The sequence below is a fragment of the Burkholderia sp. AU4i genome, from assembly GCF_000466765.1.
GTDB lineage: Bacteria > Pseudomonadota > Gammaproteobacteria > Burkholderiales > Burkholderiaceae > Burkholderia > Burkholderia cepacia.
Map to the genome: position 1 here is coordinate 1 of NZ_ASSI01000151.1, position 12,010 is coordinate 12,010.

Annotated in this window: 12 protein-coding genes, 1 pseudogene and 1 riboswitch; of the genes and pseudogenes, 7 read left to right on the forward strand and 6 right to left on the reverse strand. The window is 68.1% G+C overall.

Annotated features, from left to right (window positions below; translation table 11 throughout):
• Nucleotides 1-238, reverse strand: a pseudogene (locus L810_RS30360) (EamA family transporter); the annotation flags it as partial.
• A 505-nt stretch (nt 239-743) separates the two neighbouring features.
• On the opposite strand from L810_RS30360, the gene L810_RS30365 reads away from it, so the two are divergent.
• A complete protein-coding gene (locus tag L810_RS30365) occupies nt 744-1,097 on the forward strand; it encodes a type II toxin-antitoxin system RelE/ParE family toxin (RefSeq protein ID WP_042976757.1) in 354 nt (117 codons plus the stop codon).
• On the forward strand, nt 1,094-1,375 hold the full coding sequence (locus L810_RS30370) for a helix-turn-helix domain-containing protein (protein WP_021162059.1): 282 nt from the start codon (nt 1,094-1,096) through the stop codon (nt 1,373-1,375). Before L810_RS30365 ends, L810_RS30370 begins: the two co-directional genes overlap by 4 nt.
• A 40-nt stretch (nt 1,376-1,415) precedes the next feature.
• On the opposite strand, the gene L810_RS30375 is transcribed toward L810_RS30370, so the two are convergent.
• The 3 genes from L810_RS30375 to L810_RS30385 all read right to left on the reverse strand — a co-directional run bounded on the left by L810_RS30375 (nt 1,416) and on the right by L810_RS30385 (nt 3,234).
• Nucleotides 1,416-2,204 (reverse strand): molybdopterin-dependent oxidoreductase, encoded by a 789-nt coding sequence (locus L810_RS30375; protein WP_021162060.1) that lies wholly within the window; start codon nt 2,202-2,204, stop codon nt 1,416-1,418.
• A 29-nt stretch (nt 2,205-2,233) separates the two neighbouring features.
• On the reverse strand, nt 2,234-2,866 hold the full coding sequence (locus L810_RS30380) for a cytochrome b/b6 domain-containing protein (protein ID WP_021162061.1): 633 nt from the start codon (nt 2,864-2,866) through the stop codon (nt 2,234-2,236).
• Between the two features lie 92 nt (nt 2,867-2,958).
• A complete protein-coding gene (locus L810_RS30385) occupies nt 2,959-3,234 on the reverse strand; it encodes a pentapeptide MXKDX repeat protein (protein WP_027787940.1) in 276 nt (91 codons plus the stop codon).
• A 269-nt stretch (nt 3,235-3,503) separates the two neighbouring features.
• Nucleotides 3,504-3,620: riboswitch (TPP riboswitch) on the forward strand.
• 124 nt (nt 3,621-3,744) lie between these two features.
• Here L810_RS30385 and thiC point away from each other — a divergent pair.
• The 5 genes from thiC to L810_RS30410 all read left to right on the forward strand — a co-directional run bounded on the left by thiC (nt 3,745) and on the right by L810_RS30410 (nt 9,388).
• Entirely contained in the window at nt 3,745-5,676 is a 1,932-nt protein-coding gene (gene thiC, locus L810_RS30390; RefSeq protein WP_021162062.1) for a phosphomethylpyrimidine synthase ThiC, read from the forward strand.
• A 249-nt stretch (nt 5,677-5,925) separates the two neighbouring features.
• A complete protein-coding gene (locus L810_RS30395) occupies nt 5,926-6,138 on the forward strand; it encodes a glycine zipper 2TM domain-containing protein (RefSeq protein ID WP_021162063.1) in 213 nt (70 codons plus the stop codon).
• A 196-nt stretch (nt 6,139-6,334) separates the two neighbouring features.
• A complete protein-coding gene (locus L810_RS30400; RefSeq protein ID WP_021162064.1) occupies nt 6,335-6,574 on the forward strand; it encodes a hypothetical protein in 240 nt (79 codons plus the stop codon).
• Nucleotides 6,575-6,717: 143 nt separating this feature from the next.
• Entirely contained in the window at nt 6,718-7,644 is a 927-nt protein-coding gene (locus tag L810_RS30405; protein ID WP_021162065.1) for a DMT family transporter, read from the forward strand.
• 463 nt (nt 7,645-8,107) lie between these two features.
• The gene (locus L810_RS30410; protein WP_021162066.1) at nt 8,108-9,388 is read left to right on the forward strand and encodes a sensor domain-containing phosphodiesterase; all 1,281 of its coding nucleotides are present in this window, start codon (nt 8,108-8,110) and stop codon (nt 9,386-9,388) included.
• 58 nt (nt 9,389-9,446) lie between these two features.
• Here the strand turns inward: L810_RS30410 and arfB are convergent, their stop codons facing one another.
• Together arfB and L810_RS30420 are read right to left on the reverse strand one after the other, a co-directional pair.
• Nucleotides 9,447-9,851 carry an alternative ribosome rescue aminoacyl-tRNA hydrolase ArfB gene (gene arfB / locus L810_RS30415; protein WP_021162067.1) on the reverse strand — a complete coding sequence of 135 codons (405 nt, stop codon included), beginning with the start codon at nt 9,849-9,851 and terminating at the stop codon, nt 9,447-9,449.
• Nucleotides 9,848-12,010, reverse strand: a 2,163-nt coding sequence (locus tag L810_RS30420) for an AAA family ATPase (RefSeq protein ID WP_042976759.1), incomplete at its 5' end; no start/stop codon positions are given. The genes arfB and L810_RS30420, both read right to left, overlap by 4 nt.

The window sequence follows — 12,010 nt, forward strand, 5'->3', positions numbered from 1 at the left end:
CGGGCTTGCGCCGCAGCGCGAAGATGAACAGGCCGATCCCGCCGAGCAGGTTGCGCAGCCCCGACAGCAGCAGCGGCGGGAACGACTGCAGCGCGAAATGCAGGCCGCTGTAGGTCGAACCCCAGACGAAATAGATGAACACGAGCGCCAGCGCGACGCGGCCGCCGCGGCTTTGCGGCAGGCGGATCCGGAACGAGAAGCGGGCGAGGAAATCGAGGAGACGGTCGAGCGGCGTCATCGCGCAGCCTGCCCGCACGTCGCGCCGCGTGCTCCGCTGAAAGACGCCGGCGATGCCGGCAAACGGCCCTGGCGGGACCGGGAAGGCAGAGCGAACGTGCGGAACGACATGGCAGTGCGAACGGCGACGAAAGAGAACCGGCAGGCGGCGGCAGAGGGACAAAAAAAATGCGCGCAACCGCTTCGGCTGCGCACGCTCCGCATTATGGCATCAAGGATTCGAAAGCATCATCGGACCTGTCTGAAAGGATCGCGAATGATGTTTCCGCGCGACATTTTACGGCCGGCGGGCGGGTGAAATCGGGGGCCGGATACGCCGCGCGCATGCGCTGCCGGTGCCGGCTCGCCCCCACTGCCGACGGCAATCCGCCGCGCGCGAGCCAGGCATCGGCCGAACGGCCAGTCCTGCACACCGGCCACGGCTTCCCCCTTATCGTGACGGTCGACTCACGCGCCGCGTGCCCTGCGCGACCTTCGTTCAAAACCCGCCACACCCATACAAAATTTTGTATAATTCGACCATTCTTCCGCCGAAGCCGGTTGTTTTCGTCGGCAGCGCCCTCGCCGATCTTCGCGGTTTTCCGCTGCCCGCGCGACGCGAAGCCGGCCACCAGATCGACCAGGTGCAACGCGGCCTGGCGCCGGACGACTGGAAGCCGATGCGCACCGTCGGCGTCGGCGTGCGGGAAATTCGCCTGCGCGAAACGAGCGGTGCATTCCGGATCATTTACGTCGCGACCTTCGCCGACGCCGTCTACGTGCTTCACTGCTTCAGGAAGCAATCGGCGCGCACGACCAGGGCCGATATCGATCTGGCCGCCCGGCGCTATCGCGCGCTGATGATGGAGAGGAAACGATGACCAACGAACGTTACGAGAGCGTCTGGGACGCAATCGAGGGCCAGCCGGCCGAAGCCGAGAACATGAAGCTGCGCTCCGAACTGATGATCGCACTCAAGCAGCGCATCGCGCAGCTCGAGCTCAGCCAGGCCCAGGCCGCGAAACAGCTGGGTGTCACGCAGCCGCGCGTCTCCGACCTGCTGCGCGGCAAGATCAACCTGTTCGGGCTCGACGCGCTCGTCAACATGGCGGCGGCTGTCGGCCTGCGCGTCGACCTCCAGGTGCGTGAATCCGCGTGATGCATCGCGGCACGCGCCGCCACCGCATGCCACGCACCGCTCACGATCCGCCGAACCAGTTGTACCCCTGATCGACCCAATAGCCGCCCGGATACGTATCGGTCACGAAGATTTCCATGATGTGCTTCGGGTTCTTGTAGCCGAGCTTGGTCGGCATCCGCAGCTTCATCGGGAAGCCGAATTCCGGCGGCAGCCGACGGCCGTCGTAGTCGAACGCGAGCAGCGTCTGCGGATGCAGCGCGGTCGGCATGTCGATGCTCTCGTAGTAATCGTCCGCGCACTTGAAGCCCACGTACTTCGCCCGTGTATCGGCGCCGGCCCGTGCGAGAAACGCGCCGAACGGCGTCCCGCCCCACCGGCCGATCGCGCTCCACCCTTCCACGCAGATATGTCGCGTGATCTGCTCCGCGTGCGGCAGCGCATACAGTTCGTCGAGCGTCCACACGCGCTTGCCCGTCACGCGGCCGGACAGCACGAGCCGGTACGTCGACGCATCGACGTGCGGCACGTCGTCGATCCCGTAGTACGCGTTGAACGGGAACGGTCGCGTGATGTCGGCTTCGGTGTAGGTCGGTGCGAGCCGTTCGCCGCTGAACAGCCACGCCTGCACGCGGTCGTTCATGCGCGACACCGTCTCGAGGAACGTGTTGACCGACGCGTCGTCCTTCAACGTGCAGCCGGTCAGCATCGTCAGGCCGCCGAGCGTCAGGATGCGCCGGTTGAAGAGGCGCCGCGACGGCATCTCGAGCTCGCGGCGCACGTCGAGCTCGAGCGACTTCCGGTCGAGCGTCCAGCGCGAACCGTCGCGCTTGTATTCGGATTCCGACATGATGATTTCCTTCGCCCGCGGCTCGCGGGTCAGCGACCGCGCAGCATCGCGAGCAGCGAGCGCGGCACCAGCAGCGCCATCGCGACGTGAACGACAACGAATGCGACGAGCAGCGACATCGCCCAGAAGTGCACGACACGCGCGTTGTCGTAGCCGCCGAACAATTCGCGCAGCAGCGGGAATTGCACGGATTTCCAGATCGTGAGGCCCGACAGCACCAGCACGACGAGATCGACGATCGCGGTCAGGTAAGCGGCACGCTGCACCGCGTTGTAGACGCTCAGGTCGTCGTGCGACAGCCGTCCGCCCAGCGCGGCACGCACGTCGCGCCATATCGACGCCGGCGTGACCGGCAGCATCTTGCGCGCGAGGCGCCCCGTCGCGATCGACATCGCGAGGTAGAACAGCCCGTTGCCGACCAGCAGCCACATTGCCGCGAAATGCCATTGCAGCGCGCCGCCGAGCCAGCCGCCCAGCGTGATGCCGTGCGGAAACACGAACGACGGATAGATCGGCGACGCATCGTAGATGCGCCAGCCGGACAGCACCATCAGGATCGCCGCGAGCGCATTGAGCCAGTGGCTCGCGCGCACCCACAGCGGATGAATCGGGCGCGCGGGCGGCGTGGCGGTCGCGCGGCCGGTAGCGGGAACGGTTTGCATGATGAAGACTCCGGGAATGAGTCGACGAGACAGGATGCGGTGCGGGCGGCCGCCGTGCGACGCACGCGCCGGCCGCGCCGCGTCCGCTTCCGTCAGTTCGACGGCGCCATCTTGTCGCCCGACGGCTTGCCCATCTCGTCGTGCGACATCGCGTCCTTCTTCATCGCGTCTTTCTTCATCGCATGCTTCTTCATGCCGTCCTTCTTCATCGCGTCATGGCCCATTGCATCCTTGGCCATCGCGTCGTGGCCCATCGCGTCCTTCGACATCGACGAACCCGGCTGCGACATCGCGTCGTTCTGCGCATACGCGCCCGTGGCGATCGTGGCGATAGCGGCGACGCAAGCGGCGATCAGTACTTTTTTCATGACATCTCTCCAAAACATGGGTTTAAGGAGCCGAATAGACGGACGACGTCGCGGGAAATGACAGCCGCTGCGAAAAATTTTTTTGAGGTTGCGCGAAAGCGCGCCATGTTGCACCGCTTCGCCCCGGCCGGCCAAGCCGTGGGGCCATGCGGCGGCGACGCGCGCTGCCATTTCGACGGGCCATCGCACCGCCCGCCATGCTGCGGCCGCACCGGGGCAGCCGATCCTCTCCCGGTTGAAACCGCCGCGAAGCCAGTGTATCGTGTGCGCTGCTAACGCGGGGGTCCTGCAATGCGCGCGGTCAAACAACCGGCATTGCGGGTGAGAAATACCCTTTGAACCTGATCTGGATAATGCCAGCGCAGGGAAGCGTACGGATTTCGCCGCCATCCTTCTGACGAAATCCGCCGCCTCACCAAGCCTCGTCTCCTGCTTAGCTCGAGCCCCACATTCGTCAAGGGCTCCGGGCAAGCGCCGAAGCGCCTGTCCGGCGCTCATACAGGAGATTGCATGAACGCCAATCCGAAGTTTCTGTCCGCCGACGCACACGTCGACGCCGCCGCTGTCGCCCCGCTGCCCAATTCGCGCAAGGTTTATGTAACCGGCTCGCAGCCCGACATCCGCGTGCCGATGCGTGAAATCACGCAGGCCGATACGCCGACCGGCTTCGGCGGCGAAAAGAACCCGCCGATCTACGTGTACGACACGTCGGGCCCCTATACCGATCCGGACGCGAAGATCGACATCCGCGCGGGCCTGGCCGCGCTGCGCCAGGGCTGGATCGAGGCACGCGGCGACACCGAAGTGCTCGGCGGCCTGTCGAGCCAGTACGGCCTCGAGCGCGCGGCCGACCCGGCCACCGCCGACCTGCGGTTCCCGGGCCTGCACCGCAATCCGCGCCGCGCACAGGCCGGCAAGAACGTCACGCAGATGCACTACGCGCGCCAGGGCATCATCACGCCGGAAATGGAATTCATCGCGATCCGCGAGAACCAGCGCCGCGCCGAGTACCTCGAGAGCCTGAAGGCGAGCGGCCCGAACGGTGCGAAGCTCGCCGCGATGATGGGCCGCCAGCACCCGGGCCAGGCGTTCGGCGCTGCGGCCTTCGGCGCGAACGCGCCGGCCGAGATCACGCCGGAATTCGTGCGCTCGGAAGTGGCATGCGGCCGCGCGATCATCCCCGCGAACATCAACCACCCGGAATCCGAGCCGATGATCATCGGCCGCAACTTCCTCGTGAAGATCAACGCGAACATCGGCAACTCGGCCGTCACGTCGTCGATCGGCGAGGAAGTCGACAAGATGACGTGGGCGATCCGCTGGGGCGGCGACACGGTGATGGACCTGTCGACCGGCAAGCACATCCATGAAACGCGCGAGTGGATCATCCGCAACAGCCCGGTGCCGATCGGCACGGTGCCGATCTACCAGGCGCTGGAAAAGGTCAACGGCAAGGCCGAGGACCTGACCTGGGAAATCTTCCGCGACACACTGATCGAGCAGGCCGAACAAGGCGTCGACTACTTCACGATCCACGCCGGCGTGCGCCTGCAGTACGTGCCGCTCACCGCGAACCGGATGACGGGCATCGTGTCGCGCGGCGGCTCGATCATGGCGAAGTGGTGCCTCGCGCATCACAAGGAAAGCTTCCTGTACGAACACTTCGAAGAGATCTGCGAGATCATGAAGGCGTACGACGTGAGCTTCTCGCTCGGCGACGGCCTGCGCCCGGGCTCGATCTACGACGCGAACGACGAAGCGCAGCTCGGCGAGCTGAAGACGCTCGGCGAACTCACGCAGATCGCGTGGAAGCACGACGTGCAGGTGATGATCGAAGGCCCCGGCCACGTGCCGATGCAGCTCATCAAGGAGAACATGGATCTCCAGCTCGACTGGTGCAAGGAAGCGCCGTTCTACACGCTCGGGCCGCTGACCACCGACATCGCGCCGGGCTACGACCACATCACGTCCGGCATCGGCGCCGCGATGATCGGCTGGTTCGGCACCGCGATGCTGTGCTACGTGACGCCGAAGGAACACCTCGGCCTGCCGAACAAGGACGACGTGAAGGAAGGCATCATCACGTACAAGCTCGCCGCTCACGCCGCCGACCTGGCGAAGGGCCACCCGGGTGCGCAGGTGCGCGACAACGCGCTGTCGAAGGCGCGCTTCGAGTTCCGTTGGGAAGACCAGTTCAACATCGGTCTCGATCCGGACAAGGCGCGCGAATTCCACGACGAAACGCTGCCGAAGGATTCGGCGAAGGTCGCGCACTTCTGCTCGATGTGCGGCCCGCACTTCTGCTCGATGAAGATCACGCAGGACGTGCGCGAGTTCGCGGCGCAGCAGGGTGTGTCGGAAACCGAAGCGCTGAAGAAGGGGATGGAAGTCAAGGCAGTCGAGTTCGTCAAGACCGGCGCCGAGATCTATCACCGTCAATAAGCACGCGCGGCGGTCCGCCCGGACCGCTGCGTCTCGCGCTCAGGCGCTGCGCAAGCCCGCTTTCGAGCGGGCTTTTTTGCGCGTGTGCACACCGCGTGCCTGCCGACGCGAGGGAAACAAATGATTACGAAACCGCCCGAGCCTTAACAAGTCCTTACAGCTGCGCCACGGGACGGCGCGTAGATTGGGGTCATGCGCGGTCGCCAGCCGGTCGCGCGACCTCCGTTCACTACCACAAGGACAACGATCATGAATTCGATTCGGCGTTTTGGGGTATGCGCTCTGCTCGTCGCGACGGTGGCCAGCCTGTCGGCCTGCGATTCGATGTCACGACGCCAGCGCGATACGGCAATCGGTGCGGGTGTCGGCGGCGTCGCCGGCGCGGCGATCGGCGGCAGCGCGCTGTCGACGCTCGGCGGCGCAGCGGCCGGCGGCATCATCGGCAACCAGGTCGGCAAGTAAAAGAGGCGGCGCAGCGCGCCGCGACAGTCGGCCAGACGGCGTTTTCGCGGTGCGGAAGCGCCGTTTTCGCATGCGGCGCCGCAACGTGGCCGGCAGCCCGTGCGGAAATGATCCGTTACCGTTTTGCACACCGTGTCATCGGCGCGCGGCCTAAGCTTAAGCATCTGCCGATTGCCGGCTCCGCCGGAGAGACATCATGAACAGGACCCTCGTCGCCGCGGCGCTCGCCTGCGTGACGCTCGCCGGCTGCTACTACCCGTACGGCTATTATCCCGGCGGCTATTACACGGCTGCACCGGCCCCGGTCTATGTCGATCCGGGCCCCGCCTATTACTATCCGGCACCTGCCTATGCGCCCGCATGGGGCGGCTATTGGGGACCGGCGGTATCACTCAATTTCGGCTTCGGCGGACGCGGCGGCTGGCGCCATCACTGACCGGGCTCGACCGCCGGAACGCGGCTATCCCGTGCCGGCAACCGGCGACATTCCCGTTTCTTGTCATTTCATCGAAACGTGAAACGACGGGCTGGTAACGGGGTGTAAGATTCTCCGCATCCCTTCCCCGCCCCTCACACTCGATGTCGCCCAAAAACGCCCTTCTGCTGACCGTGCTCGCCGCCCTGTGGGGCGCGTCGTTCCTGTTTATCCGGATCGGCGTCGTCGATCTCGGCGTGGCGCCGCTGATGGCGTTGCGGGTCGGTATCGGCGCGCTGTTTCTCGCGGGCTTCGCGCTGACGCGCTTCAAACCCGCCGACCTCGGCACCCGGCTGCGCCGTCACGCGTGGCCGTTGTTCGTCGTCGGCGCACTGAACTCGGGCATCCCGTTCTGCCTGTTCGCGTTCGCCGAGCTGACGCTGTCGGCCGGCGTGACGTCGGTGATCAACGCGACGACGCCGCTCTGGGGCGCGCTCGTGGCCTACCTGTGGCTGAAGGACAAGCTGTCGCTGCCGCGTGCGCTCGGCCTCGTGATCGGGTTCGCCGGCGTGCTCACGCTCGTGTGGAACCAGATCGCGAATGCGCATGGCGAAACGGGCGCCGCGGCGACCGCGCTCGCCGCCGTCGCGGCGCTCGGCGCGACGCTGCTGTACGGTATCGCGGCCAATTACACGAAGCGCAAGCTGACCGGCGTCGATCCGCTCGTCAACGCGACCGGCAGCATGATCGGCTCGACCGTCCTGCTGCTGCCGTTCGCGATCGCCACCTGGCCGGCCGCGCCGGTCAGCGCGCACGCGTGGGGCTCGGTGCTCGCGCTCGGCGTCGCCTGCACGGGCATCGCGTATTTCATCTTCTTCTACCTGATCGCGCATGTCGGCCCCGCCCGCGCCATCACCGTGACGTTCGTGATTCCGGTGTTCGGCCTGCTGTGGGGCGCGCTGTTCCTCGGCGAACACGTGTCGGCCGTGATGATCGAAGGCTGCGCGATCGTGCTCGTCGGCACCGCGCTCGCGACCGGCGTGATCAAGCGGATTCCCGGGATCCGGCCGCGCAGCGGCGAAGCGACCTGACGATTCATTCGGGTGCACGTATCGCCATCGGTCGGGCCGTGATGCGCTCCGACCGGGTGCCGGCCGTTCTCCGCGTCGCCATGGAGGGTGCCGCAGCGCCGCCGGCATTCGTCTGACGGCGACATGCGCTCGCGGCCCTGCCGGCCGCCGGGATTTTCCGCGTCGCCTCATCGCGCTCACCATGCTCGCCAAACCGCCGGGTCGTCATGTGCGGCGGCGGCGCCCTTCGCGTCGCGGCGATGATGCGCGGCACGCATGCGCGCCGCGCCGGCCGCAGCCGCATACCCGCGTGCGTCTGGAGTTTCCCTGATACGCGAGCGGCCCCGTTCCCGTTACACTCCGAACACTTACCCGCAGAAGGCGGCCTCGATGTCTCACGTCCTCTCGCGTCCGCCGGCGCGTGCGACCGCTTCAGCGCGGCGGCGCGCTACCGCCCCGCCGCTCGCCCCCGGGCTCCGTTGACATGAAGCCCGCGCGCGACCTCTCGCTCGACTCCCTGCTCGACCGTCTCACGCCGACGCCCGGCGGCTGGGTCGCCACCTATCGCACCACGACGCTGCGCAGCGTGTTCCAGCCCGTGCTGTCGATCACGCACAAGCGGGTCGTCGGTTACGAGGCGCTGCTGCGTGTCGTCGACGCGAACGGCGCACTGATCTCGCCCGCCGCGCTGTTCGACAAGACGCGCGCCGACGCCGACGCGCTGCTGCTCGACCGGCTCGCGCGCTGCCTGCATACGGCCAACTTCGTCGCGCAGGGCATCGGCGACGGCTGGCTGTTCCTGAACGTCACGCCGCGCGTGCTCGACTCGGGCCTCGTGCAGCGCGAATTCGTCGAGGCGCTGTGCCGGCATTTCGCGCTGCCGCCGAACCGCATCGTGCTGGAGGTGGTCGAACAGCCGTCGCGCGACGAAGCCGCGCTCGCCCGCACGATCGACATGATCCAGCATCGCGACTTCCTGATCGCGATCGACGATTTCGGCACCGGATTCTCGAACTTCGACCGCGTGTGGCGCGCGCGCCCGGACATCGTCAAGCTCGATCGCTCGCTCGTCGAACGCGCGACCGGTTCGGCCGACGATCGCCGCATCATGCATCACCTCGTGTCGATGCTGCACCAGGCCGGCGCGATGGTGCTCGCCGAGGGCGTCGAAAACGACGATTCGCTGCAGGCACTGATGGAAGCCGACATCGATTTCGTGCAGGGTTTCCAGTTCGGCCAGCCCGACGCATCGATCGCCCACGCCAGCGCGGCAGCACCCGCGATGCTCGACGCCGCGTGGCAACGCTTCATCGCCCGCCGGCACACGCCGGTCGTCGCCGAGCAGCCGGGCTTCGATGCGATCGAGCGGCTCGTGCTGACCGGCGCGGCCGCGTTTTCCGCGAGCGGCAACCTGCAGGACGCCGCGCAACGCGTGTTCACGGTGCCGGCCGCCCGCCGCGTGTTCGTCACCGACGAAACCGGCGAGCAGTTCCTGCCGTCGATCGGCGCGCCCGCCGACGACGGCCAGGCCGGCGTCACCCGCCTCGCACCGCTCTTTCCGGAGACCCACAGCAACTGGTCGCGGCGCCCGTATTTCCAGCGCGCGATCGCCGCGCCCGGACGCGTCGCGCTGATGGGCCCGCACTTCTCGCTGACGGAAGGCCGCGACTGCTATACGGCCGCCGTCGCGATCCGCGCGCAGAGCCGGCTCGTCGTGTTCTGCGTCGACTTCGTACTCGACAGCGCCGGCACCGTGATGCGGTAACCGGCGCGGGTGCGAGCGCCCGGCTGCCGCACCCGTGGTTCGTCCGCCCCGCCATTCGTCAGTCGATCACCTTCCCTCTTCCCGACTTCACCGCGCTGCGGCGCGACTTGTGCTCGAGCCGCCGCTCCTTCGACGCGCGCGTCGGCCGCGTGGCGACCCGTGCGCGCGGCGTGAACGCAACGCCGGCGATCAATGCATCGAGGCGCGCCAGCGCGGCTTCGCGGTTTTTCTCTTGGGTGCGGTATTCCTGCGACTTGATCACGACGATGCCGTCGCGCGTGATGCGCTGGTCGGACAGCGCGAGAAGCCGCTCCTTGATGACAGGCGGCAACGACGACGCGCGGATGTCGAAGCGCAGGTGAATCGCGCTCGACACCTTGTTCACGTTCTGCCCGCCGGCGCCTTGTGCGCGCACGGCCGTCCATTCGACCTCGGCCGGATCGAGCGTATAGCGGATCATCATCGCGACGCCTCCATGCGGCGCCGTGCAAGCGCCTCGTCGACGCGTGCCGCGAGCCCCGAATCGCGCTGCGTGCGCGTCGCGACGGCCTGCGCCAGCACGCGCCGCGGCCCGATCACCTGCACGCGCGTACGGGCACGCGTGACGGCCGTATAGACGAGTTCGCGCGTGAGCACACGGCCGAACGATGCCGGCAGCACGAGCGCGGCTTCGTCGAATTCCGAGCCCTGCGATTTGTGGACCGTCAGCGCGAACGCGGTTTCGTGCGGCGGCAGCGCAGCCGGCGACACCGCGCGCGCGGTGCCGTCCGCACGCCGGAACCACACGCGCAGCACGCCGTGCGCGTCGGGCAGCGCAATGCCGATATCGCCGTTGAACAGCCCGAGCGCGTAGTCGTTGCGCGTCACCATGATCGGCCGCCCCGTGAACCAGTGCGCGCCGACCGCCAGCGGCACGCGCGCCGCGTGGCGCACATGCGCGGCCACGAGCGCATTGACGTGCTCCGCGCCGCGCAAGCCGCTGCGGGTCGCGCACAGGATCCGGAACCGGTTGAGCGCGTCGAACAGCGGCAGCGGATCGGGCACCGGCGCGGCCAGCGCGTCGCGCAACGCGTCGAGGTAAGCACCGAACCGCCGCGCGAGCCGCTCGAGCGTCGACGTCGCGAGCGACTCGCCCGCATCGTCATGGAATGACGCGGCCGCCGAATCGTCGGCGGGCAACGCGTCGAGCGCGGCCTGCACGTCGCCGCTGCGGATCGCGAGCGACAGCCGCCCGATCGGCGAATCGAGGCCGAAGCGGTAGTTGCGTTCGAGCCAGACGACGCAGTCGGCGAGCGGTGCGGGTGCCGGTGCGGGCGTGGGCGCGGCGGACGCGGCGGCGGGTTCGCCCGGCGAGTTCGATGTGACCGACGCAAGCGCCACGTCGCCTGCGTCGAACGGCGGCAGCTCGACGGCGTCGAGCCACGCCAGTTCGTCGACCTCGATCCATGCGGAAGGCTCGCCTGCATCACCGGCTTCACCGGTTTCGGCCGGCGGCGGCGCGACGTTGGACGACGAAACTTCGTCATCCTGCGGTTCGTCGTCGAAGAGCGATGCCTGTCTCGCATCGGCCTTCCGTCGCGACGCCGGCTTGCGTGTAGCGACAAGCGCCGATGGCGGCGCCGGAACGCGGGACGCGGCGGAAACCGGATGCGCAGCGGGAACGGCCGCGGCCACGGTCGCGGCCTCGTCCTGCACCGGCAGCGCCGCGACGAATGCCGCCTCGTCGATGCCGAGCGCCTGCGCGATGCGCGTGCGCGCCGCGGCGGTAAACGCCGGCCGCGCGCTCAGCTCCGCGAATACGGCACCCGCCTCGACCGCGGCCAGTTGATCCTTGTCGCCGAGCAGCACGAGCCGCGCCCCCGGCGCGAGCGCATCGAGCAGATGCGCGGCGAGCGCGACGTCGATCATCGATGCCTCGTCGACGACGATCAGGTCGTACGGCAGCGGATTGTCGCGATGATGCCGGAAACCGGCCGCCCCGCCGCCGCCCAGCAGCCGGTGCAGCGTGTACGACGTATCGGGCAGGCGCGCCGCGAGTTCGGGCGGCAGGTCGCCCGCCCGCGCATGCAGTGCTTCCTGCATCCGCTGCGCGGCCTTGCCGGTCGGCGCGGCCAGCGCGACGCGCAGCCCCGGATGCGCATCGAGCAGACAGGCCAGCACGCCGACGACGGTCGTCGTCTTGCCCGTACCCGGGCCACCGCTGACGATCGTCACGCGGCCGGTCAGCGCGACGATCGCCGCGACGCGCTGCCAGTCGACTTCGCCGTTCGCCGGCCCGAAGTAACGCGCGAGACTGTCGCGCAGCCGGTCGGGCGCCAGACCTTCGTCCGGCATGGTCGCACCGGCCTGCGCGACGAGCGCATCGGCGAGCCGCCGTTCGTAGTCGAAATAGCGCGACAGGTACAGGTGGTCGTGGCGGTCGACGATCAGCGGCCGCTCGTCGCCACGCGCGAGCGTGCCGAACGCGACCACGCCGCTCGCGGCGAGCGCCGCGCGAACCTCATCGAGCGGTGTTTCGTAGCGCTGCGCGAGCGCGCCGAGCGCGACGCACACGTGGCCGCCCGCGGTCGCACGACTCGTCGCGAACGCGGCGCGCGCCGCCCAGAGATCGGAAGAGCACAC